The sequence below is a fragment of the Streptomyces sp. 5-10 genome, assembly GCF_014712245.1.
Taxonomy (GTDB): Bacteria; Actinomycetota; Actinomycetes; order Streptomycetales; family Streptomycetaceae; genus Streptomyces; species Streptomyces violaceusniger.
The window spans coordinates 89,474-113,536 of the sequence record NZ_JACVYG010000013.1 but is presented as its reverse complement, the minus strand read 5'-3'; the positions used below and the strand labels follow the sequence as shown (position 1 = coordinate 113,536).

At 73.8% G+C, this 24,063-nt stretch carries 20 protein-coding genes, 1 pseudogene and 1 riboswitch; of the genes and pseudogenes, 13 read left to right on the top strand and 8 right to left on the bottom strand.

The window, feature by feature from the left end; genetic code table 11:
* Window positions 1-26: 26 nt before the first annotated feature.
* From IEJ02_RS17765 to IEJ02_RS17740, 6 genes are all read right to left on the bottom strand, one after another.
* Entirely contained in the window at window positions 27-806 is a 780-nt protein-coding gene (locus IEJ02_RS17765; RefSeq protein WP_191065766.1) for an enoyl-CoA hydratase/isomerase family protein, read from the bottom strand.
* Window positions 807-928: 122 nt separating this feature from the next.
* On the bottom strand, window positions 929-1,150 hold the full coding sequence (locus IEJ02_RS17760) for a helix-turn-helix domain-containing protein (RefSeq protein ID WP_009718933.1): 222 nt from the start codon (window positions 1,148-1,150) through the stop codon (window positions 929-931).
* Between the two features lie 424 nt (window positions 1,151-1,574).
* A complete protein-coding gene (locus tag IEJ02_RS17755; protein WP_191065765.1) occupies window positions 1,575-3,173 on the bottom strand; it encodes an ABC-F family ATP-binding cassette domain-containing protein in 1,599 nt (532 codons plus the stop codon).
* Window positions 3,174-3,319: 146 nt separating this feature from the next.
* Window positions 3,320-4,807, bottom strand: a complete 1,488-nt coding sequence (locus tag IEJ02_RS17750; RefSeq protein ID WP_370467071.1) for a hypothetical protein — start codon at window positions 4,805-4,807, stop codon at window positions 3,320-3,322.
* A gap of 285 nt (window positions 4,808-5,092) precedes the next feature.
* Entirely contained in the window at window positions 5,093-6,220 is a 1,128-nt protein-coding gene (locus IEJ02_RS17745) for an alpha/beta hydrolase (RefSeq protein WP_191065764.1), read from the bottom strand.
* Between the two features lie 94 nt (window positions 6,221-6,314).
* Complete coding sequence (locus IEJ02_RS17740; protein WP_137977412.1) at window positions 6,315-7,001, bottom strand: class II aldolase/adducin family protein; 687 nt, start codon at window positions 6,999-7,001, stop codon at window positions 6,315-6,317.
* A 350-nt stretch (window positions 7,002-7,351) separates the two neighbouring features.
* Between IEJ02_RS17740 and IEJ02_RS17735 the strand changes: the two genes are divergently transcribed.
* From IEJ02_RS17735 to cobC, 10 genes are all read left to right on the top strand, one after another.
* Window positions 7,352-8,608, top strand: coding sequence for an inorganic phosphate transporter (locus IEJ02_RS17735; protein WP_191065763.1), 1,257 nt, complete (start codon window positions 7,352-7,354; stop codon window positions 8,606-8,608).
* Window positions 8,609-8,621: 13 nt separating this feature from the next.
* The gene (locus IEJ02_RS17730) at window positions 8,622-8,873 is read left to right on the top strand and encodes a hypothetical protein (RefSeq protein ID WP_191065762.1); all 252 of its coding nucleotides are present in this window, start codon (window positions 8,622-8,624) and stop codon (window positions 8,871-8,873) included.
* A gap of 142 nt (window positions 8,874-9,015) precedes the next feature.
* A riboswitch (cobalamin riboswitch) is annotated at window positions 9,016-9,233 on the top strand.
* Between the two features lie 158 nt (window positions 9,234-9,391).
* Complete coding sequence (locus tag IEJ02_RS17725; protein ID WP_191065761.1) at window positions 9,392-10,375, top strand: cobalamin biosynthesis protein; 984 nt, start codon at window positions 9,392-9,394, stop codon at window positions 10,373-10,375.
* A complete protein-coding gene (locus tag IEJ02_RS17720; RefSeq protein WP_191065760.1) occupies window positions 10,372-11,976 on the top strand; it encodes a cobyric acid synthase in 1,605 nt (534 codons plus the stop codon). Before IEJ02_RS17725 ends, IEJ02_RS17720 begins: the two co-directional genes overlap by 4 nt.
* A 58-nt stretch (window positions 11,977-12,034) precedes the next feature.
* Complete coding sequence (locus tag IEJ02_RS17715) at window positions 12,035-14,173, top strand: putative cobaltochelatase (protein ID WP_191065759.1); 2,139 nt, start codon at window positions 12,035-12,037, stop codon at window positions 14,171-14,173.
* Window positions 14,173-14,769 (top strand): cob(I)yrinic acid a,c-diamide adenosyltransferase, encoded by a 597-nt coding sequence (gene cobO / locus IEJ02_RS17710; protein WP_037949564.1) that lies wholly within the window; start codon window positions 14,173-14,175, stop codon window positions 14,767-14,769. The genes IEJ02_RS17715 and cobO overlap by 1 nt, the downstream gene beginning before the upstream one ends.
* A complete protein-coding gene (locus IEJ02_RS17705; protein ID WP_191065758.1) occupies window positions 14,763-16,214 on the top strand; it encodes a cobyrinic acid a,c-diamide synthase CobB in 1,452 nt (483 codons plus the stop codon). Before cobO ends, IEJ02_RS17705 begins: the two co-directional genes overlap by 7 nt.
* A 19-nt stretch (window positions 16,215-16,233) precedes the next feature.
* The gene (locus IEJ02_RS17700) at window positions 16,234-16,734 is read left to right on the top strand and encodes a cobalamin biosynthesis protein (RefSeq protein WP_191065757.1); all 501 of its coding nucleotides are present in this window, start codon (window positions 16,234-16,236) and stop codon (window positions 16,732-16,734) included.
* Window positions 16,735-16,803: 69 nt separating this feature from the next.
* Entirely contained in the window at window positions 16,804-17,640 is an 837-nt protein-coding gene (locus tag IEJ02_RS17695) for a sirohydrochlorin chelatase (protein ID WP_191065756.1), read from the top strand.
* The gene (gene cobC / locus IEJ02_RS17690; protein ID WP_191065755.1) at window positions 17,630-18,742 is read left to right on the top strand and encodes an Rv2231c family histidinol phosphate aminotransferase CobC; all 1,113 of its coding nucleotides are present in this window, start codon (window positions 17,630-17,632) and stop codon (window positions 18,740-18,742) included. The genes IEJ02_RS17695 and cobC overlap by 11 nt, the downstream gene beginning before the upstream one ends.
* Before the next feature lie 263 nt (window positions 18,743-19,005).
* Here the strand turns inward: cobC and IEJ02_RS17685 are convergent, their stop codons facing one another.
* Both IEJ02_RS17685 and IEJ02_RS17680 read right to left on the bottom strand, forming a co-directional pair.
* Entirely contained in the window at window positions 19,006-19,905 is a 900-nt protein-coding gene (locus tag IEJ02_RS17685; RefSeq protein WP_191065809.1) for an SCO1860 family LAETG-anchored protein, read from the bottom strand.
* 263 nt (window positions 19,906-20,168) lie between these two features.
* Window positions 20,169-21,278, bottom strand: coding sequence for an amidohydrolase family protein (locus tag IEJ02_RS17680; protein ID WP_191065754.1), 1,110 nt, complete (start codon window positions 21,276-21,278; stop codon window positions 20,169-20,171).
* 382 nt (window positions 21,279-21,660) lie between these two features.
* On the opposite strand from IEJ02_RS17680, the pseudogene IEJ02_RS17675 reads away from it, so the two are divergent.
* The 3 genes and pseudogenes from IEJ02_RS17675 to ectA all read left to right on the top strand — a co-directional run.
* Window positions 21,661-22,185 (top strand): annotated as a pseudogene (locus tag IEJ02_RS17675) (SigE family RNA polymerase sigma factor); the annotation flags it as partial.
* A gap of 125 nt (window positions 22,186-22,310) precedes the next feature.
* Window positions 22,311-23,162, top strand: a complete 852-nt coding sequence (locus IEJ02_RS17670) for a hypothetical protein (RefSeq protein ID WP_191065752.1) — start codon at window positions 22,311-22,313, stop codon at window positions 23,160-23,162.
* Between the two features lie 318 nt (window positions 23,163-23,480).
* Window positions 23,481-24,041, top strand: a complete 561-nt coding sequence (ectA, locus tag IEJ02_RS17665) for a diaminobutyrate acetyltransferase (protein WP_191065751.1) — start codon at window positions 23,481-23,483, stop codon at window positions 24,039-24,041.
* Window positions 24,042-24,063: the final 22 nt, after the last annotated feature.

Here is a 24,063-nt window from a genome sequence, read left to right as displayed (position 1 = left end):
CGCCCGTTGGTCCGTAACGCGCCCTCTTAGTCCACCAGCCCCGCCAGGTCGCGCAGCCGGCGGGCCTGGGCGGCGCGCTCGGCGGCACGCTGCTCCTCGTAGGTGCGGTCCACGGCGCCCCGCAGCAGCGCCTTGGTCTCGACCACGGCGTCGCGGGGTGCGGCGAGCAGGGCCGCCGCCAGGTCCTGGACCGCGCCGTCCAGCTCGGCGGCGGGCACCACGAGGTTGGCGAGCCCGGTCCGCTCGGCCTCCTCGGCATGGACGAAGCGCCCGGTGGCGCAGATCTCCAGCGCCCGGGCGTATCCCACCAGCCCGACCAGCGGATGGGTGCCGGTGAGGTCCGGCACCAGCCCGAGGCTGGTCTCGCGCATGGCGAACTGTGCGTCGTCCGCGCAGACCCGCAGATCACAGGCGAGCGCGAGTTGGAAACCGGCCCCGACGGCATGGCCCTGGACGGCGGCGATCGACACGATGTCGTTCCGCCGCCACCAGGTGAACGCGTCCTGGTATCCGGCGATGGTCGCGTCCAGCTCGCTGTCGGAACCGCGCGCCATGTCGAAGAACGACGGCTCGCCGTCGAACCCCTCGGGCGTGAACGCCTGACGGTCCAGACCCGCCGAGAAGGACTTGCCCTCGGCGCGCAGCACCACGATGCGCACGGTGCCCGGCACCAGCCTTCCGGCCTCGGCCAGCGCCCGCCACAAGGCGGGCGACTGGGCGTTGCGCTTCGCCGGGTTGCTCAGGGTCACCGTGGCGACCGTGTCATCGACGGTGAGCGATACGCCGTCCTTGTCGAGCAGGGTCACAGGGGCCTCCGGTCGGGTGCGGTCAGTACAAGTGACTGCACAGTAACCACCCGGCCGAACCGACGATCAGCCGGGTGGCACCTCTGTCCCTGCCTGCTGATGGTGATGGAGCATGCGGGCGATCAGGCCGAGGCGGCCTTCTTGCCTCGCGTCGCACCGCCGCGTCCCCGTAGGGAAACTCCGGATTCGCTGAGCATCCGGTGAACGAATCCGTAGGAACGGCCGGTCTCCTCGGCCAGCGCCCGGATGCTCGCCCCGGAGTCGTACTTCTTCTTCAGGTCTGCCGCGAGCTTTTCGCGCGCGGCGCCGGTCACCCGGCTGCCCTTCTTCAGAGTCTCGGCCACCCGTGCCTCCTCATGGGAAGTGCGCTCTGGACTCTCATGATCACCCCTACAGGGCTTCCTGGCCACCCATTCGGCAAGGTCTGTGGATGAAGGATTGCGGGAAATCGCGGCACGACGGCCTTCGGAAGCAAGGATTCCGGCGCTGTTCAACCTGACACTCTTTCGTGTTCACCGACGAAGAGGCAGGTCAGGGCATACGTGAGCTACGTCGTAGAGATCCGGACCGGCGCACGGCACGTGGTGTGCGCCGGTCGCCCGCGACGCGCCGCGATACCAGCCGTTCTCACTCAGATGATGGATCACGCCTAGGCCGAATGATCTACAAGTAGGGGATCGGACCGGAGGAACCGGACTCTTGGGGCGACGTCCGGAACGCCGCCCCCTGCCCCTCCGCCGGGCCTGCCCCGCCCGCTGCCGGGGCTCGTCAGGCGAGCGCGACGAGGTCCGCGTACTCCTGACCCCACAGGTCCTCGACACCGTCCGGCAGCAGAATGATCCGCTCCGGCTGGAGCGCGTCCACGGCGCCCTCGTCGTGGGTCACCAGGACCACCGCACCGGCGAAGGTGCGCAGCGCGCCGAGGATCTCCTCACGGCTGGCCGGGTCGAGGTTGTTGGTGGGCTCGTCCAGCAGCAGCACATTGGCCGAGGAGACCACCAGGGTGGCCAGTGCCAGCCGGGTCTTCTCACCACCGGAGAGCACCCCGGCCGGCTTGTCCACGTCGTCGCCGGAGAACAGGAACGACCCGAGCGTCTTGCGGATGTCGACGAGGTCGAGATCCGGGGCGGCGGAGCGCATGTTCTCCAGGACGGTGCGGTCCGGGTCGAGCGTCTCGTGCTCCTGCGCGTAGTAGCCCAGCTTCAGCCCGTGGCCGGGGGTCACCTGGCCGGTGTCCGGCTTCTCGACCCCGGCCAGCAGCCGCAGCAGGGTCGTCTTACCGGCACCGTTCAGCCCGAGGATGACGACCCGGGACCCCTTGTCGACGGCCAGGTTGACATCGGTGAAGATCTCCAGGGAGCCGTACGACTTCGACAGCCCCTCCGCGGTCAGCGGGGTCTTGCCGCACGGGGCCGGATCGGGGAAGCGCAGCTTGGCGACCTTGTCGGACTGCCGGGCCTCCTCCAGACCGGCCAGCAGCTTCTCGGCGCGGCGGGCCATGTTCTGCGCGGCCACGGTCTTGGTCGCCTTGGCGCGCATCTTGTCGGCCTGCGCGTTGAGCGCCGCGGCCTTCTTCTCGGCGTTGGCGCGCTCGCGCTTGCGGCGCTTCTCGTCGGCCTCGCGCTGGGCCTGGTACAGCTTCCAGCCCATGTTGTAGATGTCGATCACCGAGCGGTTGGCGTCGAGGTAGAAGACCTTGTTGACCACCGTCTCGACGAGGTCGACGTCGTGGGAGATGACGATGAAGCCGCCGCTGTAGGTCTTGAGGTAGTCCCGCAGCCAGGTGATCGAGTCGGCGTCGAGGTGGTTGGTGGGCTCGTCCAGCAGCAGGATGTCGGAGTCCGAGAAGAGGATCCGGGCCAGCTCGACCCGGCGCCGCTGACCTCCGGAGAGCGTATGGAGCGGCTGGCCGAGCACCCGGTCGGGCAGGCCGAGGCTGGCGGCGATGGTCGCGGCCTCCGCCTCGGCGGCGTATCCGCCCTTGGTGAGGAACTCGGTCTCCAGGCGCTCGTACTTCTTCATCGCGCGCTCGCGGGTGGCGCCCTTGCCGTTGGCCATCCGGTCCTCGTTCTCGCGCATCTTGCGGAGCACGGAGTCGAGCTCGCGGGCCGAGAGGATGCGGTCGCGGGCGAGGACGTCGAGATCGCCGGTGCGCGGGTCCTGCGGGAGGTAGCCGACCTGACCGGAGCGGGTGATGGTGCCGCCGGCCGGGATGCCCTCACCGGCCAGGCACTTGGTGAGGGTGGTCTTGCCCGCGCCGTTGCGGCCGACGAGACCGATGCGGTCGCCCTTGGCGATACGGAAGGAGGCGGACTCGATGAGGACACGGGCGCCGGCACGCAGCTCGACGCCGGAGGCGGTGATCACGGGAATTACTCCTGGGCAGGGTGGACGGCGGACGGGACGGACGAGGGCGGCCGACGCCGTCTAATGCACGAGGAGAATTGCCATGCGGCTAGTTTAGCGGGGCGGGCAAGTCGTTTTTCCCCCGGCTTTCCCCGCCGCCGCTCCCCTCAGGCCCCGCCCGTGTGCACCTGGAAGGCCGCCCGGCGCACCGCCTTGGCCAGGGCCGGATCGGGGTGGGCCGCGGCCAGCGCCACCAGGACCTGCACGGTGCGGGGGTGCCCCACGGCCCGTACCTCCGCCAGCAGCGCGGGCACGGTGCCCTGGACGGCGGACTCCAGGTGGCGGACGAGCAGCGGGCCCTCCCCGTGGTCGGAGATGGCCGCCGCGGTGTCCACCCACAGCCAGGTGGCCTCCTCGCGGGTGAGCGCGTCCAGCGCCTCGTCCGGGTCGGCGCCCTCGTGCTCGGCGAGCCACAGGAGCGCGTACGGCCGCAGACACGATTCGTCGACGACCGCCCGTACGTGGGGCTCGGCGGGCGCCCCGACGACGCGCAGCGCCTCGAAGGCGAGCCCGCGCAGCAGCGCGTCGTCGCCGCGCGCCGCGTCGATGAGCTCGGTGACGGCGCTGCCGACGGGGCGGGCCGCCAGCCAGGCCCGGTACTCGGCGCGGGCGGGGCCCGGGGTCAGGCCCGCACAGCCGCGCAGCATGTCGGCGGCGGGCTGCTCGATGTTCCCGGCCGGGCTCTGGGCGGCGACGCAGATCTGCTCCAGCTTGACCCACACCGCCCAGTTGCCGAGCGCGGTCAGTTCGGCCTCCCGGCCGTCGCCCTTGGCGTCGTCGGCCGCGCTCCCGGCGCCCTCCGGCCCGTCCTCGGGCCCCTCCCGCACCGTGAGCGCCCCGACGGACCAGAGGGCGTCCAGGGCCCAGTCGAGCAGCCCCTCCAGCGTGGCGGCGTCCTCGGCGTCCTCGGCCTCCTTGGCGTCGTCGGCGCCGGCGGCACTCGCGGCGTCCCCGGCGCCATCGGCGGGCTCCCGGGGCTCCGTGGCCTCCTGGGGGACCTCGCACCGCTCGGTGCGCAGTTCAGCGACCCGCTGCCGGAGCATGTCCAGCAGGGCGGAGATCTGCACGGGACCGGCCGAGAGCTGCAGCAGGGAGAGCAACTGCGGTACGGCCTCGACGACCTCGGCGACCGCCGTCGGCTCGGCCGTCTCGGGGGCGGGGCAGGCCAGGGACCACGCGTCCAGGAGCGCGACCCAGCCCCGCAGCACCGCGCTGTCGTCCCGGTCCCATGCCTGGAGCCGCCAGCCGGGGCGGGTGGTGCCCGCGTGGTGCTCGATGAGGCCGATGAGGCGGGCGCGGTCCCAGTCGCTCCGCACCTCCCGCTCGCTCACCCCGAGCGCCGCGGCGGCGCGGGCGGCGGCCTCGTCGGACAGGGCGCCGGGAGCGCCGTGCTCGGCCGCGGCCCAGTGGGCGATCGCCACGGCCCCGGTGAGCCCCGCCCTGGCCTGTCTGGCCAGCTCCGACGGGGGCGGAGTGCCCTCCGGCGGACGGGGCGCCGGTCTTGAGCCGCGGTTCACCGCGGGCCGGCGGGCCGTGGCCATCGGCCGGTTGCGGACAAGTCGGAGCCGGGAGTCGCGCGGAGTACGGGACGTCACGGAAGCAGTCTCGCCTTTGACGGCCCGAAAGCCCAATCGGCACCCGTCCGGCGGTCGCCGCGAAGGGTTCACGCCATCTTACGGACGCTTCCGCCGCCGCCCCGCGAACGCTTCCCGCGCCGCCCGGCACGCGCTTTCGCGACCGCCTTACGGCCGCTACAGATCGCCTTACGGGCGCCTCGGGAGGTCGGGCGGCTTACGGGCGCCACAGGAGGTCGGGCGGCGCGGGAGGTCAGGGCGGCGCGGGAGGTCGCCTCACGGGGCTTGGAGGTCGCCTCACGGGGCTCACAGGAGCGGTACCAGAAAGCGCCGCAGTGCCTCCTCGTACGCCTTGGGGTCCGCGTTCCACATGGCCGCGTGCGGGGCCTGCCGCACCGTGTGAAGGGTCACCAGATCCCGTCTGCGGTCGACGAGTTCGCGCGAGACGTGCCAGGGCGCGAGGGTGTCGTCGGGGCCGTGGGCGACGAGTGTGGGCACGGACAGCCGCTCCGGGTCGGCCACCTCCGGGAGCCTGCTGTCGTGGAGTCCGGTGCGCCCCTCGGCGGCGCGCAGGGCGAGCGGGAGCAGCGGCGCGGGGATGCCGCGGGCCGCGGCGAGGGCGCGCAGGGTGGCCTGCCAGTCGAGCACCGGGGAGTCCAGGACGAGGCCGGTGACGCGGTGCCGCAGCGCGGAGTTCGCGGCGGCGTGGAGGGCCATCGAGGCGCCGATGGACCAGCCGTGCAGCACGACCCCGGTCGCCCCGTACGACACCGCGTAACGGATGGCCGCGTCCAGGTCGCGCCACTCGGTGTCGCCGAGGTGGGATATGCCGTCCTCGGAGCGCGGGGCGCCGGGGTCCCCCCGGTAGGCGAGGTCGAGCACCGGCACCCGCAGCTGCCGCAGGAAGGGCATGACGACCATAGGGTGCTCACGGGTGGTGCCGAGACCATGGGTGGTGATCACCCATGTGGAGCGTTCGCCGGGGATGAACCAGGCGGGCAGCGGACCGAGTTCGGCGGGCACGTCCACGTCGGCGTGGTCGATGCCGAGCGCGTCCCGTGGGTTGCCGATGTGCACCTGGGGGGTCAGCCGCACCCGGGTGCCGGGCGTGAGTTCGCCGTGGGTGACCCGCTCCAGGCGGCGTACGACGCAGTCGGCGGGGTGCGGGGCGTCCTCGATGACGGGGCCGACGACGGCGTGGCAGGAGCGGCCGGTGAGGCCGTAGGTGCCGGGGCGCAGCGAGGCGAGCGAACGGGTCAGGGTGATCTGGCCGGCCGCGGTCGCGTGGACGGTCAGCGGCGCCTCGTTCGGCAGCGGACGGTTGGCGGACGGTTTCAGCGCAGCGCTGGTGGCGTACCGTCCGGCCGCCACCGCGGCCACGCCGACACTCAGCAGGGTGGTGGCGGCCGCGACCGCCGTTGTTCGCAGACGCATCCCTCCCAGTGTGGTCGGGGAGGCGGCCCCCGGCCAGCGGGCGTGCCCGGCCGGGTGACCGCCCGGCCGGGGCCCGGGGGCGTGCCGGGCGGGCTCAGCCCTTCTGGCCGTAGCCGCTCAGCTTCTCGGCGGCGCGCCGCATCTCGTCCGGCGGGATCAGGGAGGGGGTGCGGCCGGGCACGGAGACCGCGGTGAGCCAGACCTGGCACATCCATTCGAGCTGGGCGGTGCGGTCGTAGGCCTGGTCCAGGGTGGCGCCGTGGACGACGGTGCCGTGGTTGCGCAGCAGACAGCCGCTGCGGTCGCGCAGCGCCTCGAGCATGGCGTCGGCCAGTTCGTCGGTTCCGTAGAGCGCGTACGGCGCGACGCGGACCGGGCCGCCGAGGGCGGCGGTCATGTAGTGGATCGCGGGGAGCTCGTCCACGAGCGTGGAGACGGCCGTGGCGTGGACGGCGTGGGTGTGGACCACGGCCTCGGCGTCGGTCTCCCGGTAGATCGCGAGGTGCATGGGCAGCTCGCTGGTGGGCTTCAGCGTGCCGAGGACCTGCTGTCCGTCCAGATCGACGGCGACGGCGTCCCTGGGGCCGAGCCGGTCGTAGGGGACGCCGCTCGGGGTCACCAGGACGGTGTCGCCGACCCGGGCCGAGACATTGCCCGAGGTGCCGACGACCAGGCCGTCGGCGGTGGTCCTGCGGGCCGTACTCACCACCTGCGTCCATGCCTGCCGCAGGGGATGGGTCAGCCGCGGCTGCGGCTGCCGCGTGGATCGCGACTGGGTCACCTGCCCTCACCTCCGGGGCCCGATCCTTCCAGGCGGCCGCCGGCCGCGCGGCGGCGGGACCGGAACGGGCGCGGCGGGCGACTACGGCCGCGCTTCGTGGGCACCCGGCTCCGGAAGGGTGAACGTGGGGGGACGGCGGGCGGCCGCGGGGGCGGCCCCGGGGCCCGCTCCGGCGGCTCTCGATCGCGCCTCAACTCCCGTACGACACGGGAACGTAGGCTGGAATTCACAGGGCCTTGGCGATCCCGCAACCATGTCACCCCGATGCCCTACTCAGTTCATCTCCCGTTCACCCTGTTTCCTTACGTTCACCGTGCCACTAACGACCTTCGAACTGATTGACCGGGTGTATGGAACACATCACGCTTCTCATCGGGATCGTGATCGTCACGGCCTTGGTGTTCGACTTCACGAACGGCTTTCACGACACGGCTAACGCCATGGCCACCACCATCTCCACGGGAGCACTCGGGCCCAGGGTGGCGGTGGCGATGTCGGCCGTCCTCAATCTCGTCGGCGCGTTCCTGTCCGTGGAGGTGGCCAAGACCATCTCCGGCGGGATCATCGACGAGGGATCCGGTATCCAGCCAGAAGTGATCTTCGCGGGACTCGTCGGCGCGATCCTGTGGAATCTGGTGACGTGGCTCGCCGGACTCCCCTCCAGTTCCTCGCACGCCCTGTTCGGCGGTCTGATCGGCGCCACGGTGGTCTCCGTCGGCCTGGACGGGGTCAACGGCGACGCGATCGTCATGAAGGTCCTGATCCCCGCCGTCGCCGCGCCGGTCGTGGCCGGCATCGCCACGCTGGCCGCCACCCGGCTCACCTACCGGCTCGGCCGCGACCGCTCCCCGGAGGACACCGCGAAGGGCTACCGCGCGGGGCAGATCGCCTCGGCCGCCCTGGTCTCCCTGGCCCACGGCACCAACGACGCCCAGAAGACGATGGGCGTGATCACCCTGGCGCTGGTCACCGGGAACGTGGTCGCGCCCGACTCCGACCCGCCGCTGTGGGTCATCGTCTCGGCGGGCCTGGCCATCGCGCTCGGCACCTACCTGGGCGGCTGGCGCATCATCCGCACCATGGGCAAGGGCATCACCGACATCCAGCCGCCGCAGGGCTTCGCCGCCCAGACCGGCGCCGCGACCGTCATCCTCGCCTCCTCCCACATCGGCTTCGCGCTGTCCACCACCCAGGTCTGCTCCGGCGCCGTCATGGGCGCGGGTGTCGGCCGTAAGGGCGCCGTGGTGCGCTGGTCGACCGCGGGCCGGATGGTGGTCGCCTGGGTGCTGACCCTGCCGGCCGCAGGTCTGGTGGCGGGCGCCGCCGCGCTCCTGGCCGACCAGGGGAACGCGGGCATCACGGCGGTGGCCGTGCTCGCCGTCCTGGCCTGCGGGGCGATCTGGATGCTGTCGCGCCGCAAGCCCGTGGACCACACCAACGTCAACGAGGTCGCCGCCCAGGAGCCGGTGGGCGCCGTCACGGCCGCACTGCGGTCCGTGGCCCCGCCGCCCGCCGGTACGGCGAGCGCCGCCCCCGAGGACGGCACCTCGGAGAACACGCCCGAGCAGACCCCCACCCCCGCCGCCGCGAGCAGCACCACCCGTTAAGGAGCCAGGAAACATGAACATCGACTGGGCGGCACTCGGCCAGGTCTTCGGCGTCAGCCTCGCGGTGACGGTCGGCATGGTGGGCGTCTTCACCCTGGGCATCGTCGGCACCTCCCGTAAGGCGACGCCGGAGCAGGGCGGCACGGCCGCCACCGTGCCCGGGGGCGCGGTGGACGGCTCCCCGCTCGCGCGCACCGGCGCGTACGCCTGCTTCGCGGTGTGCGCCGCGGTCGTGGCGTACGGCATCTATCTGATCGTCGCCTGAGGACGCCGCTTCCCCAAACCACCCACCGGCCGCCGGATGGTGGCGCTGACCAGCGCCGACCGTCCGGCGGCCGTCCTGTGAGGGGCGGTTGTCTGTGGGGCTCGGCACACTCGGGCGTGATGGGTCATATGCGAGTTGACGGCCATTCGCGGCCCATGGTGGACTTCCCGAGCCAAACGGCGGCAGGAGAGGAAGCCGGTGAGAATCCGGCGCGGTCCCGCCACTGTCACCGGGGAGCACCCTCCCATCGCCTGTATGGGGTCACGGCTCGTCCGTACGGTTCGTCGCGTACGCGGGGCTGGAAGACCGGGAGGGCCGCGGATCCGGGAGCCAGGAGACTCTCACCGCCGGTCACGTCGAACCAGGGCGAGGACCCTGAGTGAGGACATACCGCCATGCCCGGCACCGCCACGCCGCCAGCCCTCCCTGTCCGCTCCGGCTCTTCCGGCCCCTCCGGCCGATCCGCTTCCGTATCGCCTTCCGTATCGCCGCGCCGAGGCGTGACGGCGGCCTGACGGATGCGTGCCGACCACGCCTCGTTCGCGTGCGGCGCGGCCCTCGGCTTCCTCGGCGACCTCGCCACGGGTGATCCGCGCCGCGGCCATCCGGTGGCCGCGTTCGGGCGCGCCGCCGGGGCCGCCGAGCGCCGGCTGTGGCGCGACCACCGGGGCTACGGGGCCCTGCACACCGCGTTGTGCGCGGGCGGCGCGGCCGCCGGTGCCGCGCTGCTGACCCGCGCCGTACGGGGCCTCGGGGGCCGCCGTGGCGCGGAGGTCGCGCTGACCGCCGCCGCCACCTGGGCCGTGCTGGGCGGCACGAGCCTGGGCCGTGAGGCACGGGCCGTCGGCGGTGCGCTGGCCGCCGGGGACCTCGAGGCCGCCCGGGAGCGGCTGCCGCATCTGTGCGGCCGCGACCCGCAGGCGCTGGACGGGCCGCAGATCGCCCGCGCGGTGGTCGAATCGGTCGCCGAGAACACCTCCGACGCGGTCGTGGGCGCGCTGGTGTGGGGCGCCGTGGGCGGTGTGCCGGGGCTCATCGGCTTCCGCGCCGTCAACACCCTGGACGCCATGGTGGGCCACAAGTCGCCGCGCTACCGGCGGTTCGGCTGGGCGGCGGCCCGGCTGGACGATGTGGCCGGCTGGCCCGGTGCGCGCCTTACGGCTGCCCTGGCGACGCTCGCGGGCCCCGATCCGCGCGGTGCGTGGCGCGCCTGGCGGCGCGACGGCCGGCGCCATCCGAGCCCCAACGCGGGCCCGGTGGAGGCGTCCTTCGCGGGCGCGCTCGGCGTCCGGCTGGGCGGCACCCTCGCGTACGGCGGCCGGGTCGAGCACCGGCCGGTGCTCAACTCCGGCGGGCGGCCGGTGGAGTCGGCCGACATCGAGCGGGCGATACGGCTGTCGCGGTGCGTCGGCGTCCTGTCGCTCGGGGTGTCCGTAGCGGCCCGGCCGGTCCTGAGGGCGTTGACGGGGCGGCCCCGGGCCTTGGAAAGGGGCGGCGGATGAGCGGGATACGCGGTAAGGGCGGCACGGACGGTTCCGGGGCGCGCGGCGGGGGGCTGCTCGTCGCGGGCACGACCTCCGACGCGGGCAAGAGCGTGGTGACGGCCGGGATCTGCCGCTGGCTCGCCCGTAAGGGCGTCAGCGTGGCGCCCTTCAAGGCGCAGAACATGTCGCTCAACTCCTTCGTCACCCGGGAGGGAGCGGAGATCGGGCGGGCACAGGCCATGCAGGCCGCCGCCGCGCGCGTCGAGCCCAGCGCGCTGATGAACCCGGTCCTGCTGAAGCCGGGCAGCGACCGCAGCAGCCAAGTGGTGCTCCTGGGCAAGCCGGTGGGCGAGCTGAGCGCGCGCGGGTACTTCGGCGGGCCCGGAGCCCCCTCGCCCGGCGAGAGGCTCTCCACGGGGCGTGAGGCGCTGCTGGAGACCGTCACGGAGTGCCTGGAGGAGCTGCGGAGCGCCCATGACGCGGTGATCTGCGAGGGCGCGGGCAGCCCGGCCGAGATCAATCTGCGCCGCACCGACATCGTCAACATGGGGCTGGCGCGCGCCGCAGGGCTTCCGGTCGTGGTGGTCGGGGACATCGACCGCGGTGGCGTCTTCGCGTCCTTCTTCGGCACGACCGCGCTGCTGTCGGCGGCGGACCAACGGCATGTGGCCGCCTACTTGGTGAACAAGTTCCGCGGCGATGTGAGCCTTCTGGAGCCCGGCCTGGAGATGCTGCGCGGCCTCACCGGGCGCCCGACCGTCGGGGTGCTCCCGTTCGCCCACGGGCTGGGCATCGACGAGGAGGACGGGCTGCGGGTGTCACTGCGCGGCGCGGTGCGGGAGAGCGTCGTGGCGCCTCCTTACGGCGCGGACGTCCTGCGGATCGCGGTGGCCGCCGTGCCGCTGATGTCCAACTTCACGGACGTGGACGCGCTGGCGGCCGAACCGGGCGTGATCGTGCGGTTCGTGGACCGGCCCGAGGAGCTGGCGGACGCCGATCTGGTGGTGCTGCCGGGCACCCGGGGCACCGTAAGGGCGCTGGAGTGGCTGCGTGAGCGCGGGCTGGCCGACGCGATCGCCCGGCGGGCCGCCGAGGGCCGCCCGGTGCTGGGCGTCTGCGGCGGCTTCCAGGCGCTCGGGGAGCGCATCGAGGACGAGGTCGAGTCGAGGGCCGGGACGGTCGCCGGGCTCGGGCTGCTGCCGGTGCGGGTGCGGTTCGCGGCCGAGAAGACCCTGGCCCGGCCGGTGGGCGAGGCGCTCGGCGAGCGGGTGGAGGGCTACGAGATCCACCACGGGGTCGCCGAGCTGCTGGACGGGGCCGATGAGCCCTTCCTGGACGGCTGCCGGGTGGGCTCGGTGTGGGGCACGCACTGGCACGGCTCGCTGGAGAGCGACGGCTTCCGGCGGGCGTTCCTGCGGCGGGTGGCCGCCGCGGCGGGCCGGGCGTTCGTCCCCGCGCCGGACACCCACTTCGGCGAGCTGCGCGAGGAGCAGCTCGACCGCCTCGGCGACCTGATCGAGGAGCACGCCGACACGGACGCGCTGCTGCGGCTCATCGAGGAGGGCGTCCCGGAGGGGCTGCCGTTCGTCCCTCCGGGGGTGCCAGGGGGGACGACGTGACGAACCCCCGCCCCCACACCGAACCGCCACCCCCACGCACCCCAGGAGGTACCGCCGCGTGACCACCACCTACCCCTTCAGCGCGATCGTCGGCATGGACGGCCTGCGGCTCGCCCTGCTCCTCAACGCCGTCTCGCCCGCCGTGGGCGGTGTCCTGGTGCGCGGCGAGAAGGGCACGGCCAAGAGCACCGCCGTAAGAGCGATCGCCTCGCTGCTGCCCGAGGTGGACGTGGTGGCCGGGTGCCGGTTCTCCTGCGATCCGGCCGCGCCCGACCCGTCCTGCCCGGACGGGCCCCATGAGCCGGGCACCGGCGAGGCGCGCCCCGCGCGGATGGTCGAACTGCCCGTGGGCGCCTCCGAGGACCGGCTGGTCGGCGCGCTCGACATCGAGCGGGCGCTGTCGGACGGGGTGAAGGCGTTCGAGCCCGGGCTGCTCGCGGACGCCCACCGCGGGGTGCTCTACGTCGACGAGGTCAATCTGCTGCACGACCATCTGATCGACCTGCTGCTCGACGCGGCCGCCATGGGCGCCTCCTACGTCGAGCGCGAGGGGGTGTCCGTACGGCACGCGGCGCGCTTCCTCCTGGTGGGCACCATGAACCCCGAAGAGGGCGAGCTGCGGCCGCAGTTGCTGGACCGCTTCGGTCTCACGGTGGAGGTCGCGGCGTCCCGCGACACCGAGGAGCGGGTCGAGGTGGTGCGGCGGCGGCTGGCGTACGACGAGGACCCCGAGGGGTTCGCGGCGCGCTGGGCGGCGGACGAGGAGGCCCTGCGGGAGCGCATCGCGGCGGCGCGCGCCCTGCTGCCGCGGGTGGGGCTCGGCGACCGCGCGCTGCGGCAGATCGCGGCGGTGTGCGCCGGGTTCGAGGTGGACGGGATGCGCGCGGACATCGTGACGGCCCGTACGGCGACCGCGCTGGCGGCTTGGGCGGGGCGCACCGACGTCCGGACCGAGGACGTACGGGGGGCGGCGCTGCTGTCGCTCCCCCACCGCCGGCGGCGGGCGCCGTTCGACGCGCCGGGGCTCGACGAGGACAAACTCGACGAGATCCTGCGGCGGTTCGAGGAGGACGACCCCGAACCGGATCCGGACCCGGGCCCCGAGGACGGGCCGGGCGGCTCCGGGCCGGACGACCCGGGCGGCCCCGAAGGCGGACCGCAGGAGGGCGCGGGCGGCGGGGCGCGGGAGCAGGCGCCGCCCGCCGAGCCCGAGCCGTCCGTCCCCGACCAGCGCACGGGTGAGCACGGGACGGCCGACCGCGAGCCCGACCCCGCCCCGGCCGATCAGGACGGCGGGGCAGGAGAATCGGACGCCGGCGCCGGCGGAGCCGGAGGTGAGCGGGCGGCCGTGGGCGCCGCCGAGCCGTTCCGTACCCGGCGGCTCGACGTCCCCGGCCTGGGCGAGGGCGCTGCGGGCCGTCGCTCGCGCGCCCGCAGCGCGCACGGCCGCACCACCGGAGCGCGCCGCCCGCGGGGAACGCTCTCCGCGCTGCATCTGTCGGCGACCGTCCGGGCGGCCGCCCCGCATCAGCTGGCGCGCGGACGGCGCGGGCCCGGACTCGTGGTGCGCCGGGACGATCTGCGCGAGGCGGTGCGCGAGGGCCGGGAGGGCAATCTCGTCCTGTTCGTGGTGGACGCGTCCGGCTCGATGGCCGCGCGCAAGCGGATGAGCGCGATCAAGGGCGCGGTGCTGTCGCTGCTGCTGGACGCCTACCAGCGGCGGGACAAGGTCGGGCTGATCACCTTCCGGGGCGCGGGCGCCGAGCTGGCGCTGCCGCCCACCTCGTCGGTGGACGCGGCCGCCGCACGGCTGGAGCGGCTGCCGACGGGCGGCCGTACGCCGCTGGCGGCCGGGCTGTTGAAGGCCCGGGAGGTGCTGCGGGTGGAGCGGCTGCGGGATCCCGCACGCCGTCCGCTGCTGGTCGTGGTGACCGACGGGCGGGCCACGGAGGCGCGGCGGTCCGGCGGGCCCACGCCGGTCGAGCGGGCCGGGCGCGCGGCGCGGATGCTCGCGGGCGACGGGGTCGCCTCGGTGGTCGTGGACTGCGAGTCGGGGCCGGTGCGACTGGGGCTCGCGGGCGCGCTCGCCCGCGAACTGCGGGGCACGCCGGTGACACTCGACGAGCTGCGCGCGGACAGCGTGACCGCGCTGGTACGCGATGTACGAACCGTTTCGAACCCTCGGAGGGCCGCCTGATGCCGCAAGGACAACCGACCGTCGTGCCGGACGACGGGCTGACCACCCGCCAGCGCCGCAACCGTCCGCTGGTGCTCGTCCACACAGGTCAGGGCAAGGGCAAGTCGACCGCGGCGTTCGGGCTGGCGCTGCGGGCGTGGAACCAGAACTGGCCGGTCGGTGTATTCCAGTTTGTAAAGTCCGCGAAATGGCGGGTCGGTGAGGAGCGTGCGCTGCGCGTCCTCGGCGACTCGGGCGAAGGGGGGACCGTCGCATGGCACAAGATGGGCGAGGGCTGGTCGTGGGTCCAGCGCGACATGGCTTCCAGCGAGGAGGCCGCACGCGAGGGCTGGGAACAGGTCAAGCGCGATCTCGCGGCGGAGACATACCGGCTCTATGTACTGGACGAGTTCGCGTATCCGATGCACTGGGGCTGGGTGGACCCCGACGAGGTGGTGGCGGTGCTGCGGGACCGGCCCGGAACGCAGCACGTCGTCATCACGGGGCGTAACGCACCGGCGCAGCTGCTGGACTTCGCCGACCTGGTCACCGACATGTCCAAGGTCAAGCATCCGATGGACGCCGGTCAGAAGGGCCAGCGAGGCATCGAGTGGTGAGTGTTCCGCGCCTGGTGATCGCGGCGCCCGCCTCCGGCAGCGGGAAGACGACGGTCACGGCGGGGCTGATGGCCGCCTTCGCGGAGCGCGGTCTGGATGTGTCCCCGCACAAGGTCGGCCCGGACTACATCGACCCTGGCTATCACGCGCTGGCCATCTCCTCGGCCGCCTCTTCGGGCGCCTCAGGGGCCGGCCGGTCGCGGGCCGGGGGCGCGCGCCCGGGCCGGAATCTGGACGCCTATCTGTGCGGTCCGGACCGGATCGCGCCGCTGTTCCTGCATGGGGCGGCGGGCTGCGATCTGGCCCTGGTCGAGGGGGTGATGGGCCTGTTCGACGGGGCGGCCGGGCAGGGCGAGCTGGCCTCGACGGCGCATGTGGCCAAGCTGCTGCGGGCGCCGGTGGTGCTGGTGGTGGACGCGTCGTCGCAGTCGCGGTCGGTGGCCGCTCTGGTGCATGGCTTCGCCTCCTGGGACCCCGAGGTGCGGGTCGCGGGGGTGATCCTCAACAAGGTCGCTTCGGACCGTCACGAGGCGATGCTGCGCGAGGCGCTGGAGGGGTGCGGGGTGCCGGTGTTCGGCGCGCTGCGCCGGACGCGGGCGGTGCGGGCCCCGAGCCGCCATCTGGGTCTGGTGCCGGTGGCCGAGCGCCATGCGGAGGCGGTCGATTCGGCGGCCGCGCTGGCGGCGCGGGTGCGGGAGGGCTGCGATCTCGACGGACTGCTGGCGCTGGCGCGCGGCGCACCGCCGCTGTCCGGGCGGGCCTGGGATCCGGAGGAGGAGATACGCCGGGCGATGGACGCCGTCCCCGGTGCCGGGGCCCGGGGCGACCGGGCGGCGCGGCCGGTGGTCGCCGTGGCGGGCGGGGCCGCGTTCACCTTCTCGTACGCGGAGCACGCCGAGCTGCTCACGGCGGCCGGGGCGCGGGTCGTTCCCTTCGACCCGCTGCGGGACGAGCGCCTCCCCGAGGGCACCGGCGGTCTGGTGATCGGCGGCGGCTTCCCGGAGGTCTACGCCCCCGAGTTGTCCGCGAACGAGCCGCTGCGCGCCGCCGTCGCCGGGCTCGCCGCGTCCGGCGCGCCCATCGCCGCCGAATGTGCCGGACTGCTGTATCTGGCGCATTCGCTGGACGGGGAGCCGATGTGCGGGGTGCTGGCCGCGAAGGCACGGATGTCGGAACGTCTGACGCTGGGCTACCGTGAGGCCGTGGCCGTCTCCGACACCTCACTCGCCGCCGCGGGGACACGGGTGCGCGGCCATGAGTTCCACCGCACGACCATCGTGCCCGGAGCGGGGCCGGAGCCCGCCTGGGGGCTCGTCCACCCGGAGCGTCGTACCGAAGGGTTCGCACAGGGAGATGTGCACGCCTCCTATCTGCATGTGCACTGGGCCTCGGTCCCCGGGGCGGCGGCCCGGTTCGTCGACAGATGTGCGTCCCCTGCCGGTTGAGCCGAGGCGGTGAGCTGACGTGGAGGTCATCGGCCGGGGCACGGCGCCTCCCCCGCCCGGGGCACCGCTTGTCGTCGGGGTCGGGGCCGGCCGGGGCGTATCCGCCGGCGAGGTGCTCGGGCTGGTCGAGGCCACCCTGGCGGAGGCGGGCCTTTCCCCGCGCGGCGTGGCCGAGTTGGCCACGGTGGAGGCCAAGTCCGGGGAGGCCGGACTGCTGACGGCGGCCGAGCGGCTGGGGGTGCCGCTGTGCGGATACCCCGCGGAGGCGCTGGCCGCGGTGGAGGTCCCGAACCCGTCCGCGGCACCGCTCGCCGCCGTGGGCACGGCCGGGGTCGCCGAGGCGGCCGCGCTGCTGGCCGCCGGTCCGGGGGGCCAACTGCTCGTCGCCAAGCGGAAGTCCACGCCCGCCGGCCGCCCCGGGAAGGCCACCTGCGCCGTCGCTCGCCGCCCGGCGGCGGTCAAATCCGGGCAGGGCGGGCAGCGAAGACCTGCCGTCGACCGCCCCGACGCAGGTCAGTAACGTCTCGGGGCGGAACAGCCCGCCCCCCGCCGACCGTGACACCCGCACCATTTGCACCAAGGAGACCTCGTGACGACCCCGCCCGCCCTGCTCATCGCAGGTATCGGCACGCGAGACGAAAGGCATGCCGCCGCCTTCCAGGCATTCGTCAGGGAGTTGGCCGCACGCCACCCGGACCTGCCCGTGGCGGGTGGCCTCACCGGACCGGGCAGCCATCCGCTGTCCGACGCGGTCACCCGGCTCGTCGGGGAAGGGGTGACCCGTTTCGCGGTCGTCCCGATGACGCTGATCCCGGCGGCTCCCCCGAGAGACGGCATCGCCTCCGCGCTGGCCCAGGAGGCGGAGCGGCACGCCGACGCCTCGTTCGCCTCCGCCCGGCCGCTCGGCCCGCACCGCACACTGCTGAGCCTGCTGGAGCGGCGGCTCGACGAGGCGCTGGGCGATCGGCCCCGGCTGCCCTCGGACCGCGCGGAGACGACCGTGCTGCTGGTGGGCGACGGCTCGCCGCTCCCCGAGGCCAACGCCGAGGTGCACCGCGCGGCCCGGCTGCTGTGGGAGGGCCGTGGCTTCGCGGGCGTCGAGGTCGCCTTCGCCTCGCTCGCCGCCCCGGATGTGGCGTCCGGCCTGGACCGCTGCGCCAAGCTGGGGGCGCGGCGGGTCGTGGTGCTGCCGTACTTCCTGTTCGAGGGCGACGCCCTGGAGCGGGTGCGGCAGCAGGCGGAGGGCTGGGGGCTCGCCCACCCCGAGGTCGAGGTGGTCTCGGCCGATGTCATCGGCCCGGCGAGGGAGTTGGCCGACCTGGTCATGGATCGCTATGAGGAGGTGGCCGACACCAGCGAGCGCGCCAGGTTCAGCGATGAGGCCCATGCCTTCGCGCATCCGGACGCCCATGCCGATGTCCGCTGAGCCGTCGGCGGACCTGCCCGCTGCCCCGCCCGACGAGGGCGGCTCCGCCGGGTTCGATCTGCGGCATCACGGTGACGCGGAGGTGCGCGGTGCCGATGCCGCGCTGACGGACCTCGCGGTCAATGTCCGGGCCGGTACGCCTCCGGACTGGCTCAAGGCCCATATCGCCGCGTCCCTCGACGGGTTGGCCGCCTATCCGGACGGGCGGGCGGCGCGGGAGGCGGTCGCCGCGCGCCATGGGCTTCCGGTCGGCCGGGTGCTGCTGACGGCGGGCGCGGCGGAGGCGTTCGTCCTGCTCGCCCGCGCCCTGTCGGCCCGACGGCCGGTGGTGGTGCATCCGCAGTTCACCGAGCCGGAGGCCGCGCTGCGGGACGCGGGGCACACGGTGGCGCGTGTGGTCCTCGATGAGCGGGACGGCTTCCGGCTGGCCCCGGACGCCGTGCCGGAGGACGCCGATCTGGTAGTGATCGGCAACCCCACCAACCCCACATCCGTGCTGCACCCGGCCGATGCCGTGGCCGGGCTCGCCCGGCCGGGGCGGACGCTGGTGGTGGACGAGGCGTTCATGGACGCCGTCCCGGGTGAGTCGGAGTCGCTGGCGGCCCGCACCGATGTGCCGGGGCTGGTGGTGCTGCGCAGCCTCACCAAGACCTGGGGCCTGGCGGGGCTGCGGATCGGCTACGTACTGGCGGAGCCGGGCACCGTAGCGGCGCTGGAGCGGGTCCAGCCGCTGTGGCCGGTGTCCAGCCCGGCCCTGGCGGCGGCCGAGGCATGCTGCACCCCGTCCGCCCTCGCCGAGGCGGCCCGGGCCGCGGACCGTACGGCCGCCGACCGGGCCCATCTGGCCGACCGGCTCGCCGAGTTGGCGGAGTTGGCCGAGGTACGGGTGTGCGGCCCGGCGGCCGGGCCGTTTCTGCTGATCCGTGTGGTGGGCGCGGCGGCGATCCGCACCCGGCTGCGGGAGCTGGGCTTCGCCGTCCGCCGGGGTGACACATTCCCGGGCCTCGGCCCGGAGTGGCTCCGGCTCGCCGTCCGCGACCGCGCCACGACGGATCGCTTCGTCATCGCCCTGGCGAAGGCGATAGCGGACACGGCCGCCTAAGCGCTCCGCGGAAGTGACGCGAGGTGCGGTCGTTCATCCGCGGCTGCGTCGTGGCCGGCCACGCGGCGGAGCCACATATCGACACAGCCGCGGCGGAGCCGCACATCGACGCAGCCCCGCGCCCCTTCGGGGCGCAATCGAACCGCACCGCACCCGCGCCCCAGGCCCGATGTCCACGGCCCGACGTGCACGCCCATGCGTGCGGCCGCCCCGCACCGGCACCCGCGCCGGGTGGCGCGGGTGCCGGGCCCGACGAACCGGCGTCAGGCGGCGTCGCCCCGGGTGGTGGCGGCGCGCCGGCGGCGGCCCAGGACGACGGCGCCGCCGCCCACGGCGAGCAGGAGGGCGCCCCCGGCCACCAGGTACGGCGTGGCCGAGCTGCCGCCGGTCTCGGCCAGGTGCTCCGGCTTGGGCTCGGGCTTGGTCTGGGAGCCCACGCTCGGGCTGGGCTGGACCGCCGCGGCCACCGGCGACTCACAGGTCGCCCGGGCGAGGGTGACCTGCCCCTCGACCTCCGAGACGTTCAGCTTCAGCGGGTTCACGGAGACCTTCAGGTTGAGGGCCGTGGCCGCCGCCGTGCGCGAGGTGGTGGCCGTCCGCGACAGGTCGAGCCGTACCTGGCCGAGCGACGGCACATCGACCGTGGTGGTGCCGCTCGTGCGCAGGGTGGCCTTCTGACCGAGCACGCTGACGCTGCCGAGCAGGTTGGAGTGGGCGGTCGGCCGCTTCCCGACGGCGCACACCGCCTTCGAGGTCACCTGCTCGACCGTGATCAGCGGCACCGCGGCCAGGCCCGGGACATGCACCTGGGCGTTGACGAGGTTGGAGTACCCCTCGGCGCGCTGCTTGTCCACGGCGGCCCGGGCGGTGGCCACATCGGCCCGCAGCACATTGAACGGCCGGCCCCCGTCCACGCCGTCCAGGGTCGCGCTGAGCGCCGTCTTGCTGGCGGTCGCGGGCGCGTGCACATCGTTCAGCGCGACCGTGAGCGGAGCCCTGACGGTCTTGTTGAGCAGGGAGACATCGAGGTCGGTGCGGAGCACGACCGCACCCGCCTTACCGGTGGTCACGCCGGTGTCGGCCTGCGCGGTCGCCGCGGGCAGCAGGCCCAGGACGGAGACCGCGGCAGCGGCGGTGGCGGCCGCCAGCCGACGGGTGGGCATGCCGAAGTAGGTGTTACTGGAACAGGACACGTGAGTTGACCCCCACAGGAGACATGGAGCCGCCGGCGCCTGCCGCGGGGGACTCCACGGGCGCCGACGGCCTCGACCACGCCATATTTGCGCACCGACGGTAAACAGGCAGACACATGATGTCCGTTCATCCCAAAGGGTGTGGTTCGCCGCCCAGTTCGAACCACGTTCCCTTCGGGCACCCCCCGCCCCACCTGTCCCCGCCCGTATCGCCCCCTCCCCAGGGCGCCCCGTCAGCCGACCACCCGTCCCCGCAGCACCACCCGCCGCGGCGTCGTCAGCACCCGCACATCGGCGCGCGGATCCGTGTCGTAGACGACGAGATCGGCGGAGGCACCCTCGGTCAGCCCCGGCCGTCCGAGCCAGTCCCGCGCTCCCCAGGTCGCCGCCGAGAGCGCGTCCCGCACCGGGATGCCCGCCTTCACCAGCTCGGCGACCTCCTGCCCGACCAGCCCATGGGCCAGGCCGCCGCCCGCGTCGGTACCGGTGTAGATCGGGATGCCCGCGTCGTAGGCCGCCCGCACCGTCTCGTAGCGGCGTGCGTGCAGCTGCCGCATATGGTCGGCCCAGCGCGGGAACTTCGCCTCGCCCCCCAGCGCCAGCCGGGGGAAGGTGGCGATGTTGACCAGGGTCGGCACGATCGCCACGCCCCGCTCGGCGAACAGCGGGATGGTCTCCTCGGTGAGCCCGGTGGCGTGCTCGACGCAGTCGATCCCCGCCTCGACCAGCGGGGCCAGGCTCTCCTCGGCGAAACAGTGCGCCGTGACCCGCGCGCCCAGCCGGTGCGCCTCCGCGATGGCCTCCTCGACCGCGCCGCGAGGCCAGCAGAACCCCAGATCGCCGGTCTCCCGGTCGATCCAGTCGCCGACCAGCTTGACCCAGCCGTCACCGCGCCGCGCCTCCGCGGCCACATACGCGACCAGGTCCTCGGGCTCGATCTCATGCGCGTAGTTGCGGATGTAGCGCTTGGTGCGGGCGATATGGCGGCCGGCCCGGATGATGCGGGGCAGGTCCTCGCGGTCGTCGATCCAGCGGGTGTCGGCCGGCGATCCGGCGTCCCGCAGCAGCAGCGCCCCGGCGTCGCGGTCGGTCAGCGCCTGTTTCTCGCTCGTCGAGTCGTCCACCGCCCCATGGGCGTCGAGTCCGACATGGCAGTGGGCGTCGACGAGTCCGGGCAGCGCCCAGCCCTCGATCAGCCGGATGTCCCTGGCCCCGGACGGCCGCTCGAAGGTGATCCTGCCGTCGACCACCCACAGCTCGTCCCGTACGTCCCCGGCAGCGTCGCCGGTGTCCGGTCCGACCAGGACCCGGCCCTTGATGTGGAGCACCGCGCTATCCCTCATGCAACGCACTGTACGAGACCCGAGCAGGGCGTTGACCGGCCAATTCCCATCAGCGGGAACGACGCCACTCGAACAACACGCACAGCGCTGCTACGCTCACGCAACCCACCGGACGAGCGGCAGTGAGGAGGTCCTCGTGAGCGCTCCCACCGATGACGCGGCCGCCTCGGGCACCGCGCGAGCCGTACGGATGGACGCGACGCGCATGGCGGACACGCCACGGGGTCCAGGGGCCCCGGGGGACGTCTCCCCGCGGGCGGCCCACGCGCCGGAGAACCCCGACGGCTTACCGGCCGACGCCGTACCGGCCGACGCCTTATCCGCCGACGCCTCACCGGCCCACGTCCTACCCGCCGACTCCTCACCGGCCGACCCACAAGCCGAGTTCCGGGACTTCTTCGAGCGGCACCACGCCGAGCTGGCCCGCCTCGCCCATCTGCTGCTCGGCAGCTCCGACGGGGCGGACGACCTGGCGGCCGACGCGCTGGTGGCGGTCTGGCACCAGTGGGACCGGGTCCGGGCCGCCGACCATCCGGCCGCGTACGCCCGGGGCGTGGTCGCCAACCTGGCCCGTTCCCGGATCCGCAGCCTGGTGCGCGAGCGGCGCCGCGTGGCGCTCTTCTCCTCGCAGCGGCCCGACCGCGTGGACGACCCGGATGTGTCCGCCGTGGTGGATGTGCAGGCCGCGCTGGTCCGGCTGCCGTTCCGCAAGCGCGCGTGTGTGGTGCTGCGCCACGCCTTCGACCTCTCCGAGCGGGAGACGGCCCGTACGCTGGGCATTTCGGTGGGCACGGTCAAGAGTCAGACCTCGCGCGGCATCGCCGAGCTGGAGCGGCTGCTCGGTCCTCCGGACGGCGAGGACGAGGACGAGCTGTCCGCGGCGACCGAGGCCGAGCGGACAGGACGGACGGTACGAACGCTCCGCGCCGGGAACACGAGCCACACAGGCCACACGAGCCGCACCAGCCACACAGGACCGGCCCGCCACTCCGGTCATATGGGCCACGCCGGACACGCAGGAGGGGGCAGTTGATGATCGAGCATCGCGAGCGCCCCGAGAGCCGCGGCCGCCCCGAGGGCCGCGATGTCGTCGCCGAGCTGCGTACGGCCGCCGCCTCCCATGAGCCGGACCGGATCCGGATGCTGGCCCGGGTCACGGCGGGCATGACGGCCGGTGACCGGCGCCGCGCCCCGCGGACGAGCCCGCGCTGGGCCCGGGTGGTGGGCCCGGTCGCCGGGCTGGCCGCGGCGGTCGCCGCGACGGGGATCGCGGTGGTGGTCACGGACGGTGCCGAGCGGCCGCAGACGGTGCGCACCTCGAGCGAGCCGCCCGCACCCCCGGCGGGCGCGGGCGCCGGCCGGGACAGCGCGAGCGCCGGCACGGACCGGCGGCCCGGGGACGAGCCGGACGCCGGTTCGCAGGGCGATGCTGAGCGGCACACGCCGAGCGCCTATCCCACCGCGGCCGGTCCAAACCACCTCGCCGAGCCGACCGTGCGGTCCGAGGGCGCCATCAACGCCCATTCCAACCCGTACTGGGCGCAGAGCGACATCACGCTCACCATCGGCAGGCCGCTGACCTCGCTGACGGTGGAGCTGCGGGTCGCGGACACCGGGGACGTGCGGTCCACCGGGTCCTGGCACTCCCTGCCGACCGGCGATGTGACCACCGCCACCCGCGTCGAGGACGGTGTGCTGGTCTACCGCTGGACGCTCCGGAAGGGGGCGACCGTGCCCGCGGGCCGGTATGTCTTCGCGGGGCAGTACAACCACGCCGAGGGCGACCGGGACACCGGCCGGGACGCGTACGCGGCCTCGGGCAACGGCGCCTCCGGGGCCTTCGCGGTGCGGGGCGACTTCCCTCAGTCCACCGTGGGAGATTGAATTCATGGCAGCTTGGCCAGAAATTCCCCGCGTTTTTCCGCTACTGCTTCCATATTCGTCTGCCCGCTTTTGTGATTCCTAAACACAAAATTTTTCACGAGATCCCGCCCCGAAATTCAAGCCGGTCACCGGCCGGTTACACACATGTGACAGACCCCACACGCGGCGCGCTTTGCCCCAGTAACTCCCCCACAAATCACCGCCTTTCGGCGAGCGGCCGCGCGCGCACGCGCCCCCGCGTGATAACACATCGACCCCCCTCCGCGTAACCCCCCACCACGATGCATTTTCTGATTCTGCTGGGTAAATTGAATTTGCATGACCGCCGCACAAGCAGACGTAGTCCGTAGCGAATTGGATTTGCCGGAGGGCCTGACCCTCGACACCCCGTGCGTCGAGGACGGAGCCGCGATCTGGCGAATCGCTCGCGACTCCAAAGCCCTGGACCTCAACTCCTCCTACAGCTACCTCCTGTGGTGCCGCGACTTCGCCGCCACATCCGTAGTGGCGCGCGACGCCGACGGCGGACCGGTCGGTTTCATCACCGGCTACGTCCGCCCCGAGCGGCCCGAGACCCTGGTCGTCTGGCAGGTCGCCGTCGACCACGCCTGGCGTGGCCGCGGACTGGCCGCCACCCTGCTCGACGGACTGGTCAAGCGGGTCGCCGCGACGGGCGTCCGCGGCATCGAGACGACGATCACCCCGGACAACACCGCCTCGAACCGGCTGTTCACCTCGTTCGCCGAACGGCACGAAGCGCCGCTCGAGCGCGAGGTGCTCTTCCACGGCGGTCTGTTCCCCGACGGTGGGCACGAGCCCGAGGTGCTCTACCGCATCGGTCCGCTCGGCCCGCTCGGGCCGCGCGGAGACCGCACCTGACCCCGACCTCGTTTCACCCCCG